The organism is Alkalinema sp. FACHB-956, assembly GCF_014697025.1.
In the GTDB taxonomy this organism is placed as follows: domain Bacteria; phylum Cyanobacteriota; class Cyanobacteriia; order Leptolyngbyales; family Leptolyngbyaceae; genus Alkalinema.
On sequence record NZ_JACJRC010000021.1, the window covers coordinates 45,888 to 68,679 of the forward strand.

Consider the following 22,792-nt stretch of genomic DNA (forward strand, 5'->3'; position numbering starts at 1 on the left):
TTCAAGGGGGCGAGGAATTGTGTTAGGGCACCGATCGGGCGATCGCGATATTAGGCTGGGGGTAGTTCGCCGGGGGGCGGCCCACGGTGGAGTTCAAGCTTTCTAAGTTCAATCGATAGCCCACATTCCGCACGGTTTGAATCAGGCTGGGCTGATGGGGATCGATTTCGACTTTTTTGCGTAGCGAAAGGATATGGGTATCCACGGTACGCGGGTTGTCGATTTCGTCAGGCCAGGCCCGTTGCAGGAGTTCCGATCGGCTGAGGGGCGACCCCCCGGCCTGAGCCAGGACGTACAACAGGCTGAATTCCTGGGGCGTGAGTTCAATGCGTTCCCCAGCAAAGCGAACCCGCCGATGTACCAGATCAATTTTGAGGCTGCCGTAGTCTAGGAAGGCCGGCGGGGCGGCCATGCGTGCCCGACGGGTGAGGGCATCGATGCGCGCCAAAAACTCTTGCATCCCAAAGGGTTTCGTCAAATAGTCATCGGCACCGGCACGTAACCCTTGCACAATGTCAGCCTCGGTGGACTGGGCAGACAGCATCAAAATCATCACCTGGGGCTGCTGACGGAGCCAGCGACAAAACTCAAGACCTTCGCCCCCAGGTAAATCGTTACTGACGATTACGAGATTGGGTTGCCGAGCCTGGAAGGCTTCACGAGCCTGCAGGCAATCGGCGGACTGAAACACTTGGTAACCCGCCTGCTGGAGGTGCCACCCGAGCAGCGATCGCAGGTGCGGATTTCCCTCGATAATTTGTATACAAACGGATCCCACGGGGGTGAATGCCTGAAACTTACGTCAACAGCCTAGCAAAGCCTTTTGGTTTGGATTTGTAAAGCAGGTTACGCCCTAGGGTGGAGAGTTGACAAATTTTCAGTTATTTGATTGTTCTTAGGATTCCAATTTGTGGCGAAGGAGAGATCCCCTGCGGTTTCTGGGGCGATCGTCTCCGTATAATGACTCACGCAATGTTACTTAATGGAGATTAAATTACCGTGTAATCTCTACATCAAACGATGGAGGATCGGAGAGAATTGATCTTAAGATAGGAGTTAAGATAGCTTTCCTCTAGGAGTCTATGCTTCAAGATGCACGCACCATTCGCTTTTACCAACGGCTCTCGGATGCGCTTGTAGAGCTGTGGAATCGTGGGTATCGTTTTGATGACCTTCGCCTCTATTTGGATGGCTACATTGCCGCCCTGCGCCATAGCGACAGCCTCGAGCCGTTTCAGATTAATCGTTTAGAAGAGGAGATTACTCGCTACTTGTACGATGCTTCGAATTTTGAGATGCCAGAGCCACAGCCAGATTGGGACTTGGGCTATTACTAATCCTGGGAAATAACGAACCCCTCGACCAAGCTGCGGAAGAGGGGTTTGTGGTTTTTAGGGATCGGTTGCCCTGCCCACGGCGATGTCCAGTGACCTGACCATAATGGCCGTACCCAGAATGCACCCCCTAGGATGCAAGGGCTACTTCGACCATTTGTTGGAGCTCGCCTTTTTGGTACAGCTCGATCATGATGTCTGAACCGCCAATGAACTCACCATTAATGTAGACCTGGGGAATGGTGGGCCAGTTGGAGTAGTCTTTGATGCCTTGGCGAATTTCGTAGTCTGCGAGAATATCGAAGGTTTCGAAGGGGACGCCGAGGACGTTGAGGATCTGTACGACGTTGTTGGAGAAGCCGCACTGGGGCATGAGTTTGTTGCCTTTCATGAAAACCATGATTTTGTTGTTTTGAATCAGGTCTTCGATGCGTTGTTTTACTTCTGGGGTCATAGTGTTTGCGACGGGTGAGTGATTTGAATTAGACGTTACACCTTAGCGGCCCATTCTTCGGGGGTGAAGGTGTTGAGCGCGAGGGCGTGGATGGCCTCGGTTGCCATGGCTTGTTTGACGGCTGCGTAGACCATTTGGTGCTGTTGCACGCGGCGTTTACCTGCGAAGGCGTCGGAAACGACGGTGACTTCGAAATGGGAGCCATCATTGGTAAAAACCTGAACTTTGGCATCCGGAATTTCAGCCGTAATCATTGCTTCAACCTGATCCGGATTCACGATCGCTGCTCCTTTAAAGTCTAGACTGCACATTTCACTCTTTCCAGTCTAGCGGTTCCTGGCGATTGGTTTCATTATGGCGATGGGGTGGGTGTCATAGAAAGTAGACTATCCCCCCTAAGGCATGAAGTAATCGCTGATTGAGTGATTGCTGATGGGCCGATCGCTGCAATGATGGTTGAATGATTGCTAAATGATCGCTAAATGATTGTTGAATGATTGTTACTGCGGAACCAGTTCGGTACTCAGTTCATTGACCTTGCGCCGTTGCAGCGTTTGGGATTCCGATCGGGGCAAGAGATCAAACACTTCCCGCAGGACATCATCGGATTTTTCAAAGGGCACCTTACCCACTTCATCGAGGCGCACTTGGCCCTTTTGGTCAAAAATGACTGTTTGGGGAATATAGCCCTGGTAATAATAGGCGGGTTCCGTCGGTTCGTAGTCTTCTTTGAGCGGGAGGGAGTCTACTCGAATCGCAATAAAGCTTGCAGCACGACCATAGAAGGCTTGCAGTTGGGAAACCGTCAGTGAATATTCCTTGCAATCGCTGCTGTCATCGGCATAGAACACCACGATCGCGGGTTTTTCTTTCTTGATGGTATCTGCCAGGGTGATCCGAGGGGGAATCAGGGAGCCATTTCCGGCATAGAGCGCAAAAATGTCGCCATCAAAGCGATCGTCATTCAGGGCAGCCTGGGCGGGTGACGGGAAACAGAACAGCAGAGCCAACACACAGAGACTGACCACAGTTGCGAGTTTCCGGAGATAGCCGCTGAAGGTTCTCAGAGTGTGAAGGGGCTGGAGAGGACTAAGCATTTTTGAGAGGGCAGCGGACATAAAACGGGTTCCCAAGAAGGTTTTGAAAGGTTTGCGCCTTCACGATTTTACCTGACGGGCTTACCTTTCCCGCTAGGCTTCTTGCTGGAATTGCGTTGAGGGAACCGTCCCAACTTTAGGATTCAGAGTCTTTGGGTTGTGCGGAGTCGGTCGATCGCGGTTGCAACAGGGTCTGGAACCAGTCCACTGGTAGCTTGTCGTAATTGGAAATGACGGCTAGCACAATTCCACCCAGAATAAAAATCGGAAAGGGAATCGTGAGGTGTTTCAACCACTGAAACCCCTCTACCATGCCGAATACGACTAAGAAACAGGCGATGGCAAACCGTAAGTTCATAGAGATTTTTGCACCAATAATATAGATGGATTTGCTGGCAGGGATCAGCGGACTGAGTGGGCATTAGCCGCTAATCAACCGGGTTCCAATCATCAACGGACTCCAAGGGATCCTGCCAGTCATCCTACCCCAGGACTGCGAAGCGATCGCAGTAATCCGATGGAATCCAAGACTTTTCTAAATGGTTCTTTTGTACTATACTACTTTTAGTTCTGTCATTGGACTGTCCCTTACATCTTTGACAGCTTGGATCCGAGACCTCTAGTCTCCTTGCCATAACTCTCTGGATCCGAGCTGTTTTTTAATATCTAGCTAAAAATTTTCTCGGGAATCTGTTTTCAGGAATCCTGGGTGGTTCATCATCAGTGGTTCGTGATCTAGGGTGAGTCGAGGTTTGTGGGGGGTGTGGGTTCCGACCGGGACAAAATTCGCTACACTGGCCACTGTGTTTATTGTGCATTGATTGACCTCTCTATTTTTTAGGACGCGAACGATCGATATGGCTTCTCAGGCAGACCAACAGCGGGTTCATGAGCTTCGTAAATTGCTGCAACGGGCGAGCTATGAGTATTACGTGTTGGATGCGCCGACGATGGAAGATGCGGTGTACGATCGGTTGTATCGCGAATTGGTGGAACTGGAGCAAGCTTATCCGGAATTAGTGACGCCCGATAGCCCGACGCAACGGGTTGGTGAAAAACCGGCGAGTCAGTTCCAATCAGTAAAGCACCATGTGGAACTCTTCAGTTTAGATAATGCATTCAGCAATGCAGATTTAGACGAATGGGAACAGCGTTGGCAACGGGTTGAGGAACCGCAGAAGTATTCCTATGTGTGTGAGTTGAAAATTGATGGCAATGCCATGGCGTTGACCTATCAGGATGGGGTGCTGGTGCGGGGGGCGACGCGGGGCGATGGTGTGACGGGGGAAGAGATCACGCAAAATGTGAAAACGATTCGATCGATTCCGCTGAGATTAAATCTAGAGAACCCGCCCCGGTGGGTGGAGGTGCGGGGGGAAGCGTTTTTGTCCGATCGGGTGTTTGAAGAGATTAATCGCGAACGGGAAAAGGCGGGGGAGGAGTTATTTAAAAATCCCCGTAATGCGACGGCGGGAACGCTGCGGCAGTTAGATCCCAAAATTGTAGCTCAACGTAAGTTAGATTTCTTGGCTTACACATTGCACATTGTGGATGATCGCTTGGTGGAGTATGCGATCGACAATGCTGTGGGTAATGAGCCTGTTAGTACGATCGATGACGCTGGGAGTGATGGTTCCAGTCCCGATCAGGTCGTGCAACTCGATTTGCTATTTGGCTTGGGATTGCCTGCGGAATCTGCCGCCAGCGCTCCGATGGCTGCCCCGTCTCAGTCCCCCTCTACTAGCCAATCCCCGCGATTTCCGCAGCCGAAAACGCAATGGGAATCGTTGGAAATTTTGCAAAGGATGGGCTTTCGGGTTGATCCGAACCATCAACATTGTGCGGATTTGGATGCGGTGAAAGCTTACTGCGATCGCTGGAATGAGGAACGGCGCAATTTGTCTTACATGACCGATGGCGTTGTGATTAAGATTAACGAAATTGATTTACAAGATCGCTTAGGGTTTACGCAAAAGTTTCCCCGTTGGGCGATAGCTTACAAGTATCCTGCGGAGGAAGCGCCGACGGTGCTGGAAAAGGTGACGGTGCAGGTGGGCCGGACGGGGGCGATTACGCCGGTGGCTGAGTTGCGTCCGGTGTTGCTGGCGGGGACGACGGTTTCTCGGGCGACGTTGCACAATGCCGATCGCCTTGCGGAGTTGGATTTGCATGAGGGCGATACGGTGGTGATTCGGAAGGCGGGGGAAATTATTCCGGAGGTGTTGCGGGTGTTGCCGGAGTTGCGGCCTGCGGCGGCGCGGAAGGTGCAAATGCCGACCCATTGCCCGGAGTGTGGTTCTGCGTTGGTACGGCCTGAGGGAGAGGCGGTGACGCGCTGTGTGAATTCTTCCTGTCCGGCGATCGTGCGGGGGTCGTTGATTCACTGGGTGAGTCGGGGGGCGATGGACATCAACAGTGTGGGGGAAAAGTTGGTGGCGCAGTTGTTGGAGGCGGGGTTGGTGCATTCTGTGGCGGATCTGTATGACCTGACGGTGGAGCAGTTGATGGGGCTCGATCGCCTGGGTCAGAAGTCGGCGGAAAAGGTGGTGACGGCGATCGCGGGGTCGAAGGCGCAGCCTTGGGCGCGGGTGCTGTATGGGTTGGGGATTCGGTTGGTGGGGAGTGTGAATGCGCAAACGTTGTCGGAGCAGTTTACGACGGTGGATGCGTTGGCGGCGGCGCTCCCGGAGCAGATGGCTGCGGTTTATGGCATTGGGGATGAGATTGCCCGATCGGTGTATCAATGGTTTCAAATTCCCAGTAATCAACAGTTAGTGGAACAGTTGCGATCGGCGGGTTTGCAATTGGTTGGGGAAGGGAAGGCGCAAGGGGCGATCGTGCAAACGGCAATCACTGGGAAAACGTTTGTGGTGACGGGAACGCTGCCGACTTTGAAACGGGATGAAGCAAAGGATTTGATTCGGAAAGCGGGTGGTAAGGTGACGGATTCTGTGAGTAAGAAGACGGATTATTTGGTAGTGGGTGAGGATGCAGGATCGAAGTTGGAGAAGGCGCGATCTTTGGGGGTTACGACGCTATCGGAAGCGGAATTGCTGGAGTTGTTGGTTTAGTAGTCGATTGTTCAATGCTACAGATGAGATCCCCCCTAGCCCCCCTTAAAAAGGGGGGAATTCAGTCAAATTCTTTCAAAGTTCCCCTTTTTCTTGGCGTAGCCTCTCCGAAGGAGATAGGGGGATTTGGGGGGATCGTTATGGGTCGCAATGAGAAATTGATTGGGTCTCAATCAGTTTTGCTTGGGGGTGGGAGGAGGTAATAAATGATACCTGGCAAATTTTTGAAATACGGATTGACAGGAGCTTTAGTTCTTCGTAGGCTTGTTTTTCATAGCGGCTCCGTGGACATCCTTCTTTGATGAAATGGGTTGGCATGAAGCACGGGGACGCTGGGATCCTGAAAATTTAGGGCACTACCTGGGATTGCGCGAACAACCCCAAGTAGCTATCCCCCTCGCTGGTCGTGCAGCAAGGAGGCTTGTTGAGAATTTTAACATTCGATCGAGCCACTCTTGTTTGTGATGTCAAACGGGGTGGCTCTAAATTTTTGGGCTTTCTTCCGATTCACTACAGGAGAAGCTCACATTATGGCGAAAGGTTCTAGCGATCGGAGCGATCGTTCGGTTGAACATGAGAAACAACGCTTACAGATCCACTTAATCGGTCATCAAGAATTTATTCAGGATACGATTAATCAATTGCATGTTCATCGGATTGCAGACAGGATTCACTGGAGTCAACCAATGAAGATTGTCCATTCCGACGGGCAATACATCAGCATCCTCAGTCGCGAACGTCTGCGGTAATGGTGTAGTATCGGTGTCCCGCAGGTTTGTTTGTCTGACAGTCTGTGGGAACACTCGATATTACGATTAATTTCCTGTCTTAAAGATTTTATGAACAAAGGTACTGGCATTGGAAGAGACGTTATACTGCAATTAGTCAGCCTAAGATCACAAATTAGGTGTTAGATAGACATTGTGCTACTTAATCGCCTTTTTGGGGTTAGATGGAAATATTTCTGACTGAAACTCTAATTTGGGATGTTAGGTAGACTCAATTCTATCCGACAATAAGCTATGCTGCCCCTGGCACTTGATCTGCTCTCTTGAATCATATTCAAAAATTTTTCGTGTATAAGTAAGATTAGAGTGTTTATGAAGAAATCATACTCGTGGGAAGGTTTTGAGTCGTGGAAAAAAGGCGAATCTAAGCTAGAAACGATTTCATTACTGTATAGCTACGACCTAGGCGACGCTGATGCCCCAAGTGATGTAAGAGATTTTTTAATTGCGCTAGAGGAGAGATTTGGAGGTTCTACCTACCCAGTTATTCGCCTGAGCGGTGACAATTATCTTTCCGTAGTTACTCCTAGTGTAGGAATATTGGTTTCATTTATTGTTGCTCCATTAGTCCGGAAATATTTAGATGGTTTTTTTAATGGTGATGGTCTCAAAGAACTGGGAGAGACTCATCGTGAAGAAATCACTCTCTGGTTTTCTAAATTAGAACAAGAACTTGATGTTGTAGTTGCTGCCACTAATGATCTGTTACAAGAATATCCGGAGACTCTAATATGTCGTAGACAAAGAACGGATCTGATTTTAGAAACTAATTTAGGAGAAAGTAAATTAAGCATAGCCTTGAATAGACATCACTCTCAAGAAATTAGGGCTGCAATACCCAGTAGCATAGTAAATGCTATCAAATATCTCATCGAAAATCCTCCAGAAGGACACTTAGGAAATTTTACACTGCATTATGATTCAAGTAAAAAGAAGTGGCTTATCCACGTAACTAATGTGATTGATTTTTCTGGTTAACCTAAAACTAGGAATATTTCAAAATTCACAAGATTGAGCTGTAAAGTCGCAACAGTTCGATTGGAGATTCTGATTAGGAGCGTTAAATCGCAGACAAAGTTTGAGTATATGTATATACTGTATACTCTGCCTAGAAAATATATGTGCTGATTCTACATGAAAGAAAATTATAAGCAACTGATTCAGATCAAAGGACATTTGCCGACTGGTATTCTTAGTCAGAGTTTTCCAATAGATTTCATCGTCAAGTTTTTGGAGGATAATTCAAAATCAAATGAGTCTTTCCTTGATGTTACAGGAGTTAGATTTCAAGGAAAAGATTCATTTTTAGTCCTGACATCTGAAAGACTGATCTGTGTTTATTTTAAGTCTGATGTGATTATTGGGAAAAACTTTGAAGTTTCTCTGATCCTAGATTACACCCATATAAATAAATTTTCTATTGCGCCCCAAAGTGGAATTATTGTTACAGACAAAAACAGTGATTTTAATATGTATTTTGTCCAGCCAGAAAAAGGTCGAGAATTTTTAGAGTCTCTCAAAAACTTAGGGATTAAGGTTGAAACCCTCACACTTATCCCTTCTGACAAACATGAGAAAAAATTGCTCTTTCAGGGCATTGCTGGGTTCATAGTCATAGTCGCTCTAGTTGGTAGCTGCACTTACAATGCAATCACTCAACCTAAATCTACCAATTCTGGCGCAAACGCAGAAGAGATTGAAAAATGTTTGAAGAAATACATTCAAGGCGATACTGTAGAGAAGCATGAAATCGAAGAAGCTTATAGGAAATGCTCTCCTTGAAGCTGTTGAGTCAAATTATCAACAGGTAATTTCAATCATGTGCCACGATCGCTGCAAGGACGTGAAAGAGCGATGCGATCGCACAACGGAACACCCAAAAATCACCCTTTTCCTTGGCGGAATTGCTTAATTTGAGCGATCGCGTCTTCTAAGGTAATGCCATCCAAAAGCGAATCGCGATCGCGCGTGTAATCTCCACTGCCCTGGTCAAACTGCTGCAAAAAACGTGCCATTCCCACCGCACCTAACGCCTGCACCAAAGCCTCAATGCCAATCTGCCGTAATTGCGCTGGACTCAACTCATGGGTTTGCATCAGTCATCACCTCCAAAAGCCATCTCACTGGATTGACTACCTTCACTTGTAACATGTTTGAATGCCGTCCTGCCCAACGTATCATTCGATCATCCGTCGTCAGCAGTGCTGTTGCGCAGCCGATCTCAGCACAAGCTAAATGTAACGCATCAAACGTCCCCACCCCCTGCTGAATAAATACACCCGCTCGAACCTCAATGGATTCATCTACAGTAACTTGCAGAGTTGCTAGATCAGCAAATGCCCGAAGCTGAGATTTCCGCTCTGCATCACGAGTTTGGTTAATCTCAAGCGCGATCGCCTAACTTCCTACCAACTGCCATTCACCACGCTGACAGCGACCTAAAATCAGCAAAACTGCCTCTGATTCCAACCGAACCCGTTCCTGAGTTTGATCATCAAACGGGCGATTCAAGCAACATACATCCAAATAGATCAGCACACTCATTGATTCGAGGCTAGTTAAGCTGACCTTATTCTATGACGTGGCCGGGAGTTAAAGGTTTGATTTCAACCTGCTACGTAACATTAATCGACATTTATTAGCATCGGGTAATTTCAAGCATCTGCCACGATCGCTGCAAGGACGTGAAAAAGCGATCGCCGCGATCGCTCCCAACATCATCGCCCTCCCCCGTACGATCGAACCAACCGAACCATTCCAAAAAGGCTGGCTCCAACCAAGGTTTGTCTAAATTGTTAAAATCTAGAACAAACAGCCTAAAACTGCGCTGGCCATATCTCCAGGAGCTAAAACTATGGTTGCAGCCAAAGACACCGCCCGCCACTTCACCCCCGAAGAATACTTCGCTTGGGAAGAAAAGCAGCTAGAGAAACACGAACTGATTGACGGCCAAGTCTATGCCATGACCGGTGGTAGCATCAATCATGGCCGCATTGCCATCAAGCTAACTGCTCTATTTGACAGTCACTTAACAAATAGCGCCTGCATTGTTGGCAACTCCGATATAAAAGTCAATATTCTGAACGCCAACAACTACACCTACCCCGACGCCAGCGTCACCTGCGACGATCGCGACAAAACCACCACCCAATACATCACCTACCCCTGCCTCATTGTTGAAGTTCTCTCCCCCAGCACCGAAGCCTACGATCGTGGTGGAAAATTTCGCCTATATCGCCAAAACCCCATGCTGATTGACTATGTGTTAGTTAGTTCCACCAGCATCGAAATAGACTTGTACCACAAAAATGAAGCAGGCGACTGGGTAATCACTAACTACCAGGCAGGCGACACCATTGAACTCAAAAGCATTAACTTGAGTTTTGCGATCGAACAGATCTATCGCGGTTTAACCCTCACCCCAGAACCCGAATCCGTTTAAACTTCAACTCGCCGATCGCAAAACGGAACACTCAAAAATCACCCTTTTCCTTAGCGGAATTGCTTAATTTGAGCGATCGCGTCTTCTAAGGTAATGCTATCCAAAAGCAAATCGCGATCGCGCGTGTAATCTCCACGGCCCTGGTCAAACTGCTGCAAAAAACGCGCCATTCCCACCGCACCTAACGCCTGCACCAAAGCCTTAATGCCAATCTGCCGTAATTGCGCTGGACTCAAATACAAGTAAGCTATGCACTGAATCCTCTGCATTGAGATGATCTGAATCATTTCGGGGCAAAAACTGGATAATTTGTCTATCTTAAATTCAGTTTTACCACGCCCCCTATGATCTTTCGAGCAGACGATTCCACAGCAGCCCTCAAGCGCAAAGCCTCCATTTTCATCCTAACAGTCATGGCCTTAGCAGGACTATTGGCAACCGTTCTCCACGCCTTTGAACCCCAGCCCCACCTCCTATCCAGAATCATTCCGCCCGCCAGTGCTATCTTTTGCTTCGGCCTTTTGCTATACCTGCTGAAAGTGCCTCAGCAACTCCCCCTCGTCATCAAACTCACATTGGGCTGGAGTTGCTTAATTTTTCTACTCCCAGAATACTTCTTTGTCATTGATGCTTGGATACATCCCGATCGCCGTTTAGTGGATAGTTTCCCACCTATTTCCTCAGGACTGTTTCTGCTAATTTCCGGAATCGTCGTCTTTCTTCAACCCCATCGCGCTATCCAACTTGCGATTGCACTATGGATAACGATCGCAGCACCTGTCGTCATCTATTTTAGTTTCCATTTGCCAGAACTATCTACTCCCCGTGGCATTGACTTAATGATTACCCTTCTGCCTTCCATGGCGATTAACTTTACATTACTTCTGTTTTACTCCCAGCTTCAGGATGCCGTTGTCAAACTTTATCTAGAGCGATTACATTTCAAGGAAGTCGCCGAAAAAGATGGACTCACCGGTATCTTTAACCGTCGAGCGGGTGAAAAATTCCTGCAAACCTTGCTCGATCAGGCGGAAGCGTCGATCGGCATCATCCTCTGCGATGTCGATCACTTCAAACAGGTGAACGATCGCTATGGTCATTTAGTCGGAGATCGGGTGCTACAAGCGATCGCCCATTGTTGCCAAACCCATTTGCGGAAACAGGATATCTTCAGTCGCTGGGGCGGCGAAGAATTTTTAGTCGTCGTGCCTGGAGAAACTGCAACGGAATTGCTACACCTGGCAGACCGGCTGAGAATGGTTATCGCCAATCACCCCATCCCGGAGGTTGGCCATGTCACAGCATCCTTTGGAGTCGCCGTCTTGCAACACCAAGAAACCCTCGCGCAATTGTTTGACCGGGCAGACCAAGCCTTATACCAAGCAAAAAGACTGGGGCGCGATCGTGTGATGCTGGCCCCAGCCTCTCAACCCGTTACCAGCGATCGATCGCTGCGTTAACTCACCGCTGCATTCACGAACGGCGACTCGGTATAACTGCTAGCTGTTTTAGCCGTTAAAAATAATCCTGCAACGCTTTCACCGCTAGGGTTTGGGATTGCATCGATCGAATCGCCGCCGCCGTTGCCTTAGCCCCCGCGATCGTCGTCACGATGGGGATTTTATACATCAGCGCCGCCCGCCGAATCGTGCGCCCATCGGATTGGGCCTCTTCCCCAGAGGGTGTGTTGATAATCAACTGGATTTGCCCGTTCTTGATCCAATCCAGTACATGGGGCCGTCCCTCGTGGAGTTTATAGACCAACTCCACTTCCACACCGTGCTCCTTCAACACTTGACGAGTTCCGCTGGTGGCCACGATCTTGAAGCCCAGATCGATGAACTCCTGCACCACCGACACCACCAGCCCTTTGTCCCGGTTATTGGTGGATACAAACACCATGCCTTCCCGAGGCAAGCGTTGACTCGCACCCAACTCCGCCTTCGCGTAGGCCGTCCCAAAATTACTATCGATGCCCATGACTTCGCCCGTCGATCGCATCTCCGGCCCCAGAATGGTATCCGTTCCCGCGAATTTTTCAAAGGGCAACACTGCTTCCTTCACCGAGATATGGGTCGGAATAATTTCCGATGTAAAATCCAATTCCGCTAGCGTTTTCCCCGACATGATCCGCGCTGCTAACTTAGCCAAGGGTTTTCCGATCGCTTTAGAAACAAACGGCACCGTTCGAGAGGCGCGGGGATTGGCTTCTAGGATGTATACCTGTTCCCCTTGCACGGCGAACTGGATATTCATCAAGCCCACGACTTTCAGAGCTTTGGCCAGTTGCACCGTCCAAGTACGAATTTGCGTCAGCACGCTCTCGGGCAACGACACCGTCGGAATGGAACAAGCGGAATCCCCCGAGTGAATCCCCGCCTGTTCAATGTGCTCCATGACGCCCCCGATTACCACCTGACCCGTCGCATCGGCGATCGCGTCCACATCCACCTCGATCGCGTTTTCTAAAAACTTATCGATCAAAATCGGGTGATCCGGCTCCACCTGTACGGCGTAAACCATGTAGCGTTCCAATTCCGCATCGGAATAGACAATCTCCATAGCCCGACCGCCCAGCACATAACTAGGCCGCACCACCACCGGGTAACTAATCCGGTTGGCCACTTCCCGCGCTTCCTCGTAACTGCGGGCGAGGCCGTTGGCGGGCTGCTTGATGTCCAACTCCCGCAGAATTCTTTCAAACCGCTCCCGATCTTCGGCAGTGTCGATCGAATCCGGTGAGGTGCCCAGAATCTTGGTTTCAACGGTTGCGGAATCGCTGGCTAAATATTCTTGCAACGGGACTGCCAACTTCAGCGGCGTTTGCCCCCCAAATTGGATAATCACACCCCTGGGATTTTCCGCTTCCAAAATGTTGAGCACATCTTCCTTGGTCAGCGGTTCAAAGTACAGGCGATCGCTGGTGTCGTAGTCCGTGGAAACCGTTTCTGGGTTGGAGTTGACCATGATCGTTTCATAGCCATCATCCTGTAAGGCAAAGGAGGCATGGCAACAGCAATAGTCAAACTCAATCCCTTGCCCAATCCGGTTTGGCCCCCCGCCCAGGATCATAATTTTGGGTTTATCGGACGGCAGCACTTCCGTTTCCGTTTCGTAGGCGGAGTAATAGTAAGGCGTCAGCGCTTCAAATTCCGCCGCGCAGGTGTCAACGGTTTTGTAGACCGGAATCACCCCGAGGGATTTGCGGTAGCTGCGGACTTCATCCTCGTGGGTGCCCGTCGCAAAGGCAATTTGCCGATCGCTAAAGCCCTGCCGTTTGATGGCGTATAGGGTGTCCTGATCGAGGCTGGTTAAGGCGGTCGATCGGAGGAATTGTTCCGTTTTCAGTAAATCCTGCAACTTATCCAGGAACCACAGATCGATCGCGGTTAATTCATGAATCTCCTCAACGGTCATCCCACTCAGCATGGCGTGGCGCAGGCTGAAGACGCGCTCCGGGTTGGGTGTCCGCAGGCTAGCCCGAATTTGTTCAATCGCTGGCAAGGTTTCCTCGCGATCGCAGCCCCAGCCAGCTCGCCCCGTTTCCAGCGATCGCAAGGCTTTTTGGAAGGACTCTTGGAACGTCCGCCCGATCGCCATCGCTTCCCCCACGGACTTCATTTGCGTGGTTAGGGTGGGCTGGGAACCGGGGAACTTTTCAAAGGCAAAGCGAGGAATTTTGGTGACGACGTAATCGATCGTCGGTTCAAAGCTGGCCGGGGTCTTTTTCGTGATGTCGTTGGGGATTTCATCTAACGTGTAGCCCACGGCTAACTTCGCCGCCATTTTTGCGATCGGGAATCCCGTAGCTTTCGAAGCCAAGGCCGACGATCGCGACACGCGCGGATTCATCTCAATCACAATCACTTCGCCCGTTTCAGGATTGACGGAGAATTGAATGTTCGATCCGCCGGTTTCGACGCCGATTTCGCGAATGATTTTAATCGAGGCATCCCGCAGGCGTTGGTATTCCTTGTCCGTTAGCGTTTGCGCTGGTGCAACAGTGATGGAGTCGCCGGTGTGGACGCCCATGGGATCAAAGTTTTCGATCGAGCAGATAATCACCACGTTATCGGCTAAATCCCGCATCACTTCCAGTTCGTATTCCTTCCAGCCCAGCAGCGATTTTTCAACTAGAATCTGCGAAACGGGGCTGGCGTCTAACCCGGACTGGGCGATCGCTTCGTATTCCTCTTGGTTGTAGGCAATACCGCCGCCGGTGCCCCCGAGGGTAAAGGCTGGACGAATAATCAACGGATAGCTACCAATTTCCTGGGCGATGCGCTTGGCTTCTTCCATCGTTTCTGCCAAGCCGGAGGGACAGACACCGACGCCAATCCGTTCCATGGCCTCTTTAAAGAGCTTGCGATCCTCCGCCATTTCGATCGCGGGCAGTTTCGCGCCAATCAGTTCAACGTTATAGCGATCGAGCACCCCACTCTTAGCTAGGGTAACGGCAAGGTTTAAGGCGGTCTGTCCCCCCATGGTGGGCAGGAGGGCATCGGGGCGCTCCTTGGCAATGACTTGCTCCACCAGTTCGGGCGTTAGGGGTTCGATGTAGGTACGATCGGCAGTCTCCGGATCCGTCATGATCGTAGCCGGATTGGAGTTGATGAGAATGACCTCATATCCTTCATCCCGCAGTGCTTTACATGCCTGCGTCCCCGAATAGTCAAACTCGCAAGCCTGTCCAATCACGATCGGGCCCGAGCCAATTAACAGGATCTTTTTGAGGTCATTACGACGCGGCATGGCAATTAATCTTGAGGTGCAGAAATCCAAACTATTGTAAGGGATGAGGGGCTTTCTAAAAGAGCCGACCCAAGGAAGAGTTCTGGAGAAATTCTAAAGGAACGGCAAGCTGAAATGCTCCTCCTAGGGGACAACCTATCCAGGTCAGTCTAGGTAGTGAGCCATGTCAGAATTAGCTGATAAGTCGTCAGCATTCGCTGATAGTCTAGGCAGTTGCTGATAGTCTAGGCAGTTGCTGATAGTCTAGGCAGTTGCTGATAGTCTAGGCAGTCGATCGCGACTATTGCGCCACCAATTGTGCTGTTAGGTGTGACATCAGTCATCCTTCCATTCACCCTTTGGGTTCTGGAATCGACGCGAGTCTACGGGTTGCTGCGATCGTGCCTAGAGGGGACTTTCCCCCGTTGGCGTAAATTTTATTCCTTGAGGGTTGGCGGTTTTCCCCAGGGCTTTGGCGGCACCTTGGTTGCGGGAAACGGAGACGCCCTTGGCATTCCCTGAGTAAACAATGATTTCCTTCTGCCCAGACCAGGTTTTCTGGGTTCCCTTAGGCAAGGTTGCCGAGGTTTCGACCTTGCCATCCACTTCCACTTCCACCCAACTGTCGTCTGTCACATTGAGATTCACCGTGACGGCTCCGGGTTGGGGGGCGGCGGATGGGCTAGCGGCAGCTTGAGGACTGGCGGCAGCTTGGGGGGCTGGCGTGGTCGAAGTTGCGGCGATGGTTCCCGATCGCCCGTCGGTGATTGGTTGGGGGCTTGGGCTGGGAGCCGGGGGAACGGTCGTTGCCCCACTAGGACTGGCGGGTTCGGGGGTGGGCGTCCGGTTTTGGGTGAGCAGGAATACCATACTGCCCAGGAGAACTACCCCTAAAATTCCGGCCAACACCGGCAGTCGCCAATTGGGCCTGTCAGAGGGGGTGTTCAGCGATCGCGTCCAAGAACTCGGCAAATCCTGGAGCATTGTGCTGGAACTAGCGATCGGTTCAGCGGTAGGTGCAGAAGAATTGGAGCGATCGCCGACGGTTGAAGCGTTGCGAGGGGTCGCGTTCGAAGGGCTAGTTTCCACCCGCCGGGTCGGATTGGGCACAGAAGACTGGACAGGAGCTTGGATCAAAGGCTCAGCAGGACGGGCAGTGACAGGTTGCGAGTAGGTGACGACGGGATTGGGAATGCTACTGGTGGTCTGTTCCAGCGGAAATTCATGGGAAATGGCGGTACCATCCAGCCCAACCAAATCGGCATAGCGTTTGATAAACCCCTGAACAAAAATGGGTTCCGGCAGCTTGTAGGTCTCTGCTGCCTCCAATGCCTTCAAGAGCCGCAGCGGAATGTAAGTCTTAGTAGAAATCTCATTCAAAGAAATTCCCTGAGCTTCTCGGGCTTGGATGAGCTTTTCTGCGATCGCTTTGAGTGTTTCTGCTGCAAACTTGTCCACTGCTTTCTCTCCCTAAGCCGATACACCAACACCCTGAAAATTTCTGCCTGAATACCCTATTTCTAAAGACCTTAGCAATGCGATGGAACGTTCATCAAGCCAGTCTTCACCTTCATCAAGCCAGTCTTCACTTTGCTGAATGAATCCAGGGATGGCTGAATTTAGGGGTGTGATTACGCAGGCTAGAACATCTTTGGGAAATCGCAAGAAATTCTCAGGTTGCCCACGAATCTATGGGACAGTTTACAGGGTCAAGAGGCGGATGAGAACACTCTCTGTGGAGATCTCAAGGGAAGATGGGCCGTGTTAATTGCAGCTAATCTAGCCCCCCAGCCACTCTGCAACCAATTCCGGTTGCTTTTTCGTGGCAAAAACTTTGATGGCGTGATAGCTGACTTTTTCCCGCAGGCGGTAGACCTGCTTGATGGGCATATTGAGGGCTTCGGCAATGGTTTCCTGAGTTTTTCCCTGCAAGTATAATTTCAGCCATTCAGAGGCTTCCGGGCCAACTTTTTCATCGAGGTAGGCAGCCAAGTTATCCACCACCGCTTCCCGAATTTCCTGCTGTTGGGCTTGGGCTTGGGCATCTTGATATTCGCTAATGGCTTGGCCATCCAATAGGCTAACGGATCCGTCAGCATCATCTGGATTGACCTCTTCAGACACCAGACGGATAAAGTCGGCGGTGGGCACTTGGGTCATGCCGCCCCGCTGCGATCGGCGCAGATAGTTGACAAAGCGATACATCAGCAAGGGCTGGTTGCGGATGGGGCGCAGGCAATATTCTTCAGTCGCGGCAAGTACCAAGGCATTCCGTAGCCGGGGATCGGGGGTGCATTGGCTGATCCAAGCAGTTTGCTGTTGCAGATAGGAGTCCTGCTGCATTAACTCTTGAATCACTTCCTGCAATACATCCACCACCGTCCGCTGCCGATCGCGGGAGAGGGAAATCCAAGTCTTAATTTTATTGCGTAGTAAAAATAAGCCGCTGAGGCGTTGGATCAGATTGCGATAGGCCCGTTCAGGGGAGGCGTTGAGATAGCGATCCCGCAGGATGCGATAGCGATAATCCATTGCTTGGCGGGCAATGTCTAATTGGGTATGACTAAAGGTATCGAACTGCTCTTGGTTTTCTCCCAGTAACCAGGACACAATGGCCCCATGGGCATTTGCTTGGCCCGGTAAATCTGTCTGCAACTGCGATCGCCATTCCTGCGCTAACTTGCCTGCTAGAGTCATGGTTCACTGTCCTTCCATTCCCGCTTAACTTTAGAGTGTGCCGCACTTCGTCAATTTCACACACTTACCCGTTCGGGTAATCTCATTTCTCCGATTGTTTGGTAGCTCCAGCTAACTAGGTATATGGCTGTTGTCAACGTGGTTATGCAAAGGAGGAATGCAAATGCGGGGGGGCAAATGCAGGGATGTCAATGCAAGGGGGGATGCAGGGACGCCAATACAGGGACATTAGAGGAGACTCCAACGAACTAATTGTGAAGTTTCACAACAAATCGGGGGATCTACTGATGCTGAGTGTAGGTATCGTAGGACGACTGCACTCAGCTAGTCAGTGATCTCATCCCACTCGCAGACTGATCCCACAGGCTGATTCCCCAGACTGATTCCAACGCTTCCAACCATTCCTATCGCTTCCCGCCATTGCCAGCCATTCCCAATACTTCCCGCCCTTCCCGAGGCGGCTAGAGCCTTTAGGGACGTGAAGCATCGGCTGGGGCCACGGAGTTGTTCTAACCCATCACGCTTGTCGAAAAGACGTCGCGAGTTGCTCAAGAGTTGCGGTTAAGTTGCCCAACTGTTCCAGCGTAGTTTGGTGGGTCATGGTGAGATTCTCCACCTCCTCGCTGAGGGCAAAAATTTGATACCCCTGTTGCTGAACTTGCTGGGCCATTTCCTCCACGCGGGCGGCCAAACAGTCTACTGTCTCGGTGGTGGCTAAGACAGCCTCACCAATTTCCAGGACGATCGCCTCCAAGCGCGCTAATGGGGTTTCCTCTGCGGGCGTTGGGGGGCGATCGGAGGTCATGGGTTCCAAGTCTTTTGCTGCTTCCATTGTTCCGCTGAACCTATACTGAGATCCGTTTTGGGGGCACGTACTGGGGTACGTCTCTTGCGGCTGTATGACTTGTATTCTGCCGTTTCCTATCGGTTCTTGCATAGCCCTCCACCCAACTCAAAGGTTCAAGGCTTATGGGGTGACACTAGAGGCGAGGCCATGGCGACTTTGGTGCCAAGCCCAGGCATGGGTCAAAATTTGTTTCAAGTCCGCATATTTGGGCTGCCAACCCAAAAGGGTTCTGGCTCGATCGCTACTGCCGACTAGGGCCGGGGGATCTCCGGGGCGACGATCGTGCTCCTCCGCAGGAATGGGCTGTCCAGTCACGGCCCGAGCGGTTTCAATCACTTCCCGCACAGAAAACCCGTTACCATTGCCCAGGTTAAACCGATCGCTCGCGCCACCCTGAAGTAGATATTCCAAGCCCAAGACGTGGGCATCGGCGAGATCGCTAACGTGAATGTAGTCCCGGATGCAGGTGCCATCGGGGGTGGGATAGTCGGTGCCAAAAATAGACACGGAAGGCTGGCGACCTAATGCCGTCATCAGAACCAAGGGGATCAGGTGCGTTTCCGGCTGATGATCTTCCCCCAGTCGGCCCTGGGGATCGGCCCCGGCAGCGTTGAAATACCGGAAAGCGACCGATCGTAAATCATAGGCGCGATCGAAATCGGCCAGTATCCGTTCCACCATCAGCTTCGTCGCTCCGTAGGGATTGATGGGGGATTGGGGATGATTTTCAGGAATTGGGACTTCGGCGGGCACACCATAGGTGGCACAGGTGGAAGAAAAGACAAATTGCTTGATATTGGCGGCAACCATCGCCTCCAGTAAGGTCAAGGTGCCCAAGACGTTATTGCGGTAGTACTTGTCGGGGTGACTGACGGATTCCCCCACGTAGGCATAGGCCGCAAAGTGCATGACGGCAGCGAAATCATGGGTTTGAAACAATTGATCCAGCAAGGCCCGATCGTTGGTATCACCCACGACCAGTTCTACTTGAAGAACTTCTTTGACCAGGTCGGCGTGCCCGTAGACCAAATTGTCCAAAACGACGACTTCATAGCCAGCTTGCTGTAGAGCTAAGACTGCATGGGATCCGATGTAGCCTGCTCCACCCGTGACCAAGATTTTGGCTGGTTGTTTCACGATATTCACGCTCTTTAACTCCCCACAAGACTGAATAACACCTTCGGGATCTCTGAGAGGAGACCCCAGCTAGATTGATCTTCCAGCCTAGGATGCCAAATCTGGAATCACGCTTAAGTCTGGAATTACGCTAAGTCTGGAATTACGCTAAGTCTGGATACCCGTGCAATCAATCTATAGAATCCCTAACTTACTTTTGCAAATCTTGAAAAATCCAGAACAACAAAATCGCAAAAAACGCGATCGCTACGATTAACGTCATTCTGTGCTTCTCCTTGTGAGTTAACTAGATGGGTTGACTTTCAGTGAATTAACTAATGAATGGACTGGGCCAATTCACTGAATGAATTACCTGGGGCCATTCACCCGGTGCGTTCGTTAATCTAAACAAACGTTAAGGACAGGTTCAACATTCTAGGGAACCTTTTTCCCAACCGCTTGCCTCATCCCAATGGGATGGAACCTAAGTAGGCTAGCTCAAAAGGTGGCTTTTGGCATCAAAGAGATTGGGGGGGCAGTGCAGAAGATTAATAGGTGAACCCCAAAAAAATCGTGCGTTTCGCAATTCTTGCTGTAGCATACTCGCTAACTCAGACAGTTTTGAGGGGTGAATTTTCACCTAACCCAATTTTTCTGATGCGTCACAAAAGCCCGTGCTTGGCTCAAAAGCGTCAAGGTTATCAAGCTTTAATGACATGAACTGCTACTGATATGGACTGCTACGCTGCGGTGCTTCCAGGATTAGGGGGGACGATCGTCCAACGTTGGGGGTCAGGTCTGCTTCTGCTTGAGAGGCTCTACCAGTTGCGATAGTCGGCTTTGCTAGGGCGTAGTTTATGCAAAATTTGGCAAGACCCACACAGCGCGAGGATTATCACAGCAACTAAGGGAATGACTCAATGCTTCTATTGGTGACTGATGTATTTCTACTCTTAACCCAGGTTCTTCTGTGGATTTTGGTGGCGCTAGCAGCTCGCTTTGTTCTCCTCAAAGCGCTACCCAAGGCTTTTTTGGGTGGATTGGTACTAGTGCTACTGGTGGTGGTTGCGGCACTGACCTTTTTTAAAGGTGCGCCGGAACAGGGCCTGTTAGGGGATATTTGGCAGATTATCTCCCTGCTGTTTAACCCCCTAGGTTTAATTCTGGTTTTTCTGGCGATCGTTTGGCGAGACGCGGAAAATAAAGGCGTTAATGCAACGTCCAAGTGGTTACTGCGCATTGCAGTGGCGGCATTAATTCTATTTAGTTTGCCGGTATTTGCGAACTTTGTGGCCCAGCGGACAGAGTTGGAAGCGATCCAGATTTCGCAACCCGATGTACCAGCTTTGCCCGCAGGTGCGCAGCGGGTGATTGTGCTGATGGGGCAAAATACGACGCGACTGAAGTTGCGGCCCCGTACAGAAGCGCCTCCCACTGGCCAAAGCAATCCCGAGAAAAATGCAATTTTTGGACCTCCAGAACAAATTTCTGAAGGCCGATTTAGCTTGCTAGCCAATCAGCCGGTTCAACTGACGGAACAGGGCGATCGCATTCTCTATGCAGCGCAACTCTATCAATCGGAGCGGTTCAATTCGCCGGTCATTATTGTGAGTGCGGGACCGCGTCCGGGGCGATCGAAGAAAGAGGGCGATAACGCTGACAATATCTCGGAAGCCAGCGATATCAACCGATTACTGCAAAGTCAGTTTGGCATTCCCGGTAGCGCGATTATTCAGGACAATGACAGCACCTCTGTGATTGAGAGTGCGCAAAATACCCGTAAGATTCTGGAAAATCGGCGTATTAACTACGGGGGGCAGGTGATGGTCGTCACCTCCGCGATCGAAGCAAGTCGAACGGCTTTGACGTTCTCTAGTGAATTGGGACAAACGGGACAAAATGTTACCGTGATTTCCCGCCCCACGGATTTCTACACCATTCCACCTAAGGGTTCAATTACCCAACGGGCTAAAGGCCGTGACTTAATTGAACGTAATCTGATGGTAGCGGACTTCCTGCCTAGCATGGATGCGCTCAACATCAGTACTAAGGTGGTGGGAGAATCACTAACGTCGCTCTACTACTTCCTGAGAGGATGGGTTCGTCCCTTAAGAGCGGGCTAGGATTGTCAGTCCAGGTGCATCGAGTTCATCATCTCGTCATCGCAGCAGTTTAGTCATTCCTAGCAAGGGGAATCTCTTCGGAGGTTCCCTTCGTTCTTTTCGAGCACGATCGCACGGCAGCCCACCATCAACCTTTGCTATCTTGGTCAAAGACTTGTGGTCAAAGACTTGTAGTCAAAGACTTATGGTCAAAGACTTGTGGTCAAAGACTCATGGTCAAAGACTTTTTACACCCCATTCTGGACTGGTCCCATGCCCGTTACGCTTCAGCACTTTGCCCAATGGAAACAGCAAGGACGACGGATTACGGCGTTAACTGCTTGGGATTACGCGATCGCACAGATTTTGGATCACGCTGAAGTCGATTTAATTCTCGTGGGCGATTCCTTGGCGATGGTGGCTTTGGGGTACGAAACAACGCTGCCTGTGACGCTGGAGGAAATGCTGCACCATGCCAAAGCGGTACGTCGGGGGGTGAAGCATTCGTTTTTAGTGATGGATTTGCCGTTCCTGAGTTATCAGGAAGGTTGGCAGCAGGCGATGCGATCGGCGGGGCGGGCGCTCAAGGAAACGGGGGTTCACGCCGTCAAGTTGGAAGGGGGCTACCCGGAAATGGCGGATACCGTGGCGCGCTTGGTGCGGGCCGGGATTCCGGTGATGGGCCATGTGGGTCTCACGCCGCAGTCTGTAAGGCAGTTGGGCTTTAAGCAGCAGGGCAAGACGGATGTAGAAGGGGCAAGAATTTTGGATGAAGCGATCGCCCTAGAGCAGGCGGGGGCCTTTTCGATCATTCTGGAACACATTCCCGCTGATCTGGCTCAAACGATTACGGAAAAATTGTCGATTCCCACGATCGGCATTGGGGCCGGAGTGCACTGTGATGGGCAAGTGCTGGTAACGACGGATGTGTTAGGTATGGGGGCTTGGAAACCGCCGTTTGCTAAGTCCTATGTCAATTTACGGGACACGATCGGCCAAGCGGTGCAAGCTTTTTCAGAAGATGTGCGATCGCGGCAATTTCCGGCGGAGTGATGCCCAAAACGACTCTACTCCCCCGACACCCCCCGAAAGTGAATTCTCCGTCCCAGTACA

The 22,792-nt window shown here is 50.7% G+C and carries 23 protein-coding genes; 9 read left to right on the forward strand and 14 right to left on the reverse strand.

Features of this window, described 5'->3' with window-relative positions; genetic code table 11:
- Positions 1-22: 22 nt before the first annotated feature.
- A complete protein-coding gene (locus H6G21_RS19070; protein WP_190575004.1) occupies positions 23-778 on the reverse strand; it encodes a response regulator in 756 nt (251 codons plus the stop codon).
- Between the two features lie 304 nt (positions 779-1,082).
- Here H6G21_RS19070 and H6G21_RS19075 point away from each other — a divergent pair, with 304 nt between their 5' ends.
- Positions 1,083-1,337, forward strand: coding sequence for a DUF6761 family protein (locus H6G21_RS19075; protein ID WP_190575005.1), 255 nt, complete (start codon positions 1,083-1,085; stop codon positions 1,335-1,337).
- A 127-nt stretch (positions 1,338-1,464) separates the two neighbouring features.
- Here H6G21_RS19075 and grxD read toward each other — a convergent pair whose 3' ends face one another.
- The 4 genes from grxD to H6G21_RS19095 all read right to left on the reverse strand — a co-directional run bounded on the left by grxD (position 1,465) and on the right by H6G21_RS19095 (position 3,243).
- Positions 1,465-1,788 carry a Grx4 family monothiol glutaredoxin gene (grxD, locus tag H6G21_RS19080; RefSeq protein ID WP_190575006.1) on the reverse strand — a complete coding sequence of 108 codons (324 nt, stop codon included), beginning with the start codon at positions 1,786-1,788 and terminating at the stop codon, positions 1,465-1,467.
- Positions 1,789-1,823: 35 nt separating this feature from the next.
- Positions 1,824-2,069, reverse strand: a complete 246-nt coding sequence (locus tag H6G21_RS19085; RefSeq protein ID WP_190575040.1) for a BolA/IbaG family iron-sulfur metabolism protein — start codon at positions 2,067-2,069, stop codon at positions 1,824-1,826.
- 219 nt (positions 2,070-2,288) lie between these two features.
- Positions 2,289-2,906 (reverse strand): thylakoid membrane photosystem I accumulation factor, encoded by a 618-nt coding sequence (locus H6G21_RS19090; protein ID WP_190575007.1) that lies wholly within the window; start codon positions 2,904-2,906, stop codon positions 2,289-2,291.
- A 115-nt stretch (positions 2,907-3,021) separates the two neighbouring features.
- Entirely contained in the window at positions 3,022-3,243 is a 222-nt protein-coding gene (locus tag H6G21_RS19095) for a hypothetical protein (protein WP_190575008.1), read from the reverse strand.
- Positions 3,244-3,742: 499 nt separating this feature from the next.
- On the opposite strand from H6G21_RS19095, the gene ligA reads away from it, so the two are divergent.
- The 4 genes from ligA to H6G21_RS19115 all read left to right on the forward strand — a co-directional run bounded on the left by ligA (position 3,743) and on the right by H6G21_RS19115 (position 8,526).
- Positions 3,743-5,956 (forward strand): NAD-dependent DNA ligase LigA, encoded by a 2,214-nt coding sequence (ligA, locus tag H6G21_RS25785; protein ID WP_190575009.1) that lies wholly within the window; start codon positions 3,743-3,745, stop codon positions 5,954-5,956.
- A 530-nt stretch (positions 5,957-6,486) separates the two neighbouring features.
- Complete coding sequence (locus tag H6G21_RS19105; protein ID WP_190575010.1) at positions 6,487-6,705, forward strand: hypothetical protein; 219 nt, start codon at positions 6,487-6,489, stop codon at positions 6,703-6,705.
- Between the two features lie 351 nt (positions 6,706-7,056).
- Positions 7,057-7,722 (forward strand): hypothetical protein, encoded by a 666-nt coding sequence (locus H6G21_RS19110; protein ID WP_190575011.1) that lies wholly within the window; start codon positions 7,057-7,059, stop codon positions 7,720-7,722.
- A gap of 156 nt (positions 7,723-7,878) precedes the next feature.
- Positions 7,879-8,526 (forward strand): hypothetical protein, encoded by a 648-nt coding sequence (locus tag H6G21_RS19115; RefSeq protein WP_190575012.1) that lies wholly within the window; start codon positions 7,879-7,881, stop codon positions 8,524-8,526.
- A gap of 101 nt (positions 8,527-8,627) precedes the next feature.
- Here the strand turns inward: H6G21_RS19115 and H6G21_RS19120 are convergent, their stop codons facing one another.
- The 3 genes from H6G21_RS19120 to H6G21_RS26075 form a co-directional block, all read right to left on the reverse strand.
- Entirely contained in the window at positions 8,628-8,840 is a 213-nt protein-coding gene (locus H6G21_RS19120; RefSeq protein WP_190575013.1) for a hypothetical protein, read from the reverse strand.
- Entirely contained in the window at positions 8,827-9,138 is a 312-nt protein-coding gene (locus H6G21_RS26305) for a PIN domain-containing protein (protein WP_347278041.1), read from the reverse strand. The genes H6G21_RS19120 and H6G21_RS26305 overlap by 14 nt, the downstream gene beginning before the upstream one ends.
- Positions 9,139-9,382: 244 nt before the next feature.
- Positions 9,383-9,505 carry a hypothetical protein gene (locus H6G21_RS26075; RefSeq protein WP_277875311.1) on the reverse strand — a complete coding sequence of 41 codons (123 nt, stop codon included), beginning with the start codon at positions 9,503-9,505 and terminating at the stop codon, positions 9,383-9,385.
- A 93-nt stretch (positions 9,506-9,598) separates the two neighbouring features.
- On the opposite strand from H6G21_RS26075, the gene H6G21_RS19130 reads away from it, so the two are divergent.
- Positions 9,599-10,186, forward strand: coding sequence for a Uma2 family endonuclease (locus tag H6G21_RS19130; protein ID WP_190575014.1), 588 nt, complete (start codon positions 9,599-9,601; stop codon positions 10,184-10,186).
- Positions 10,187-10,236: 50 nt separating this feature from the next.
- Here H6G21_RS19130 and H6G21_RS19135 read toward each other — a convergent pair whose 3' ends face one another.
- Positions 10,237-10,428 (reverse strand): hypothetical protein, encoded by a 192-nt coding sequence (locus tag H6G21_RS19135; protein WP_242041937.1) that lies wholly within the window; start codon positions 10,426-10,428, stop codon positions 10,237-10,239.
- 102 nt (positions 10,429-10,530) lie between these two features.
- On the opposite strand from H6G21_RS19135, the gene H6G21_RS19140 reads away from it, so the two are divergent.
- Positions 10,531-11,646 (forward strand): GGDEF domain-containing protein, encoded by a 1,116-nt coding sequence (locus H6G21_RS19140; protein ID WP_199307318.1) that lies wholly within the window; start codon positions 10,531-10,533, stop codon positions 11,644-11,646.
- 55 nt (positions 11,647-11,701) lie between these two features.
- On the opposite strand, the gene carB is transcribed toward H6G21_RS19140, so the two are convergent.
- The 5 genes from carB to galE form a co-directional block, all read right to left on the reverse strand.
- Positions 11,702-14,938 (reverse strand): carbamoyl-phosphate synthase large subunit, encoded by a 3,237-nt coding sequence (carB, locus tag H6G21_RS19145; RefSeq protein WP_190575015.1) that lies wholly within the window; start codon positions 14,936-14,938, stop codon positions 11,702-11,704.
- A 384-nt stretch (positions 14,939-15,322) separates the two neighbouring features.
- Positions 15,323-16,375, reverse strand: a complete 1,053-nt coding sequence (locus H6G21_RS26310) for a helix-turn-helix domain-containing protein (protein ID WP_190575016.1) — start codon at positions 16,373-16,375, stop codon at positions 15,323-15,325.
- A 321-nt stretch (positions 16,376-16,696) separates the two neighbouring features.
- Positions 16,697-17,614, reverse strand: a complete 918-nt coding sequence (locus tag H6G21_RS19155) for a HetZ-related protein 2 (protein ID WP_190575017.1) — start codon at positions 17,612-17,614, stop codon at positions 16,697-16,699.
- A gap of 517 nt (positions 17,615-18,131) precedes the next feature.
- Positions 18,132-18,446 (reverse strand): hypothetical protein, encoded by a 315-nt coding sequence (locus H6G21_RS19160; RefSeq protein WP_199307319.1) that lies wholly within the window; start codon positions 18,444-18,446, stop codon positions 18,132-18,134.
- 135 nt (positions 18,447-18,581) lie between these two features.
- A complete protein-coding gene (gene galE / locus H6G21_RS19165; protein ID WP_190575044.1) occupies positions 18,582-19,601 on the reverse strand; it encodes a UDP-glucose 4-epimerase GalE in 1,020 nt (339 codons plus the stop codon).
- A gap of 896 nt (positions 19,602-20,497) precedes the next feature.
- Here galE and H6G21_RS19170 point away from each other — a divergent pair.
- Together H6G21_RS19170 and panB are read left to right on the forward strand one after the other, a co-directional pair.
- Positions 20,498-21,700: a YdcF family protein gene (locus H6G21_RS19170; protein ID WP_190575018.1), complete on the forward strand. Its 1,203-nt coding sequence runs from the start codon at positions 20,498-20,500 to the stop codon at positions 21,698-21,700.
- 252 nt (positions 21,701-21,952) lie between these two features.
- Positions 21,953-22,732 (forward strand): 3-methyl-2-oxobutanoate hydroxymethyltransferase, encoded by a 780-nt coding sequence (gene panB / locus H6G21_RS19175; protein ID WP_190575019.1) that lies wholly within the window; start codon positions 21,953-21,955, stop codon positions 22,730-22,732.
- The last annotated feature ends 60 nt before the right edge of the window (positions 22,733-22,792 follow it).

What these genes read in the sequence shown, in the direction of transcription:
- ligA (WP_190575009.1), top strand. Translation starts at nt 3,743, where the DNA reads ATGGCTTCTCAGGCAGACCAACAGCGGGTTCATGAGCTTCGTAAATTG.
- H6G21_RS19120 (WP_190575013.1), bottom strand. Translation starts at nt 8,840, where the DNA reads ATGCAAACCCATGAGTTGAGTCCAGCGCAATTACGGCAGATTGGCATT.
- grxD (WP_190575006.1), bottom strand. Translation starts at nt 1,788, where the DNA reads ATGACCCCAGAAGTAAAACAACGCATCGAAGACCTGATTCAAAACAAC.
- H6G21_RS19095 (WP_190575008.1), bottom strand. Translation starts at nt 3,243, where the DNA reads ATGAACTTACGGTTTGCCATCGCCTGTTTCTTAGTCGTATTCGGCATG.
- H6G21_RS19110 (WP_190575011.1), top strand. Translation starts at nt 7,057, where the DNA reads ATGAAGAAATCATACTCGTGGGAAGGTTTTGAGTCGTGGAAAAAAGGC.
- H6G21_RS19160 (WP_199307319.1), bottom strand. Translation starts at nt 18,446, where the DNA reads ATGGAAGCAGCAAAAGACTTGGAACCCATGACCTCCGATCGCCCCCCA.
- H6G21_RS19170 (WP_190575018.1), top strand. Translation starts at nt 20,498, where the DNA reads ATGCTTCTATTGGTGACTGATGTATTTCTACTCTTAACCCAGGTTCTT.
- carB (WP_190575015.1), bottom strand. Translation starts at nt 14,938, where the DNA reads ATGCCGCGTCGTAATGACCTCAAAAAGATCCTGTTAATTGGCTCGGGC.
- H6G21_RS19115 (WP_190575012.1), top strand. Translation starts at nt 7,879, where the DNA reads ATGAAAGAAAATTATAAGCAACTGATTCAGATCAAAGGACATTTGCCG.
- H6G21_RS19155 (WP_190575017.1), bottom strand. Translation starts at nt 17,614, where the DNA reads ATGACTCTAGCAGGCAAGTTAGCGCAGGAATGGCGATCGCAGTTGCAG.
- H6G21_RS19075 (WP_190575005.1), top strand. Translation starts at nt 1,083, where the DNA reads ATGCTTCAAGATGCACGCACCATTCGCTTTTACCAACGGCTCTCGGAT.
- panB (WP_190575019.1), top strand. Translation starts at nt 21,953, where the DNA reads ATGCCCGTTACGCTTCAGCACTTTGCCCAATGGAAACAGCAAGGACGA.
- H6G21_RS19140 (WP_199307318.1), top strand. Translation starts at nt 10,531, where the DNA reads ATGATCTTTCGAGCAGACGATTCCACAGCAGCCCTCAAGCGCAAAGCC.
- H6G21_RS19130 (WP_190575014.1), top strand. Translation starts at nt 9,599, where the DNA reads ATGGTTGCAGCCAAAGACACCGCCCGCCACTTCACCCCCGAAGAATAC.
- H6G21_RS19090 (WP_190575007.1), bottom strand. Translation starts at nt 2,906, where the DNA reads ATGTCCGCTGCCCTCTCAAAAATGCTTAGTCCTCTCCAGCCCCTTCAC.
- H6G21_RS19105 (WP_190575010.1), top strand. Translation starts at nt 6,487, where the DNA reads ATGGCGAAAGGTTCTAGCGATCGGAGCGATCGTTCGGTTGAACATGAG.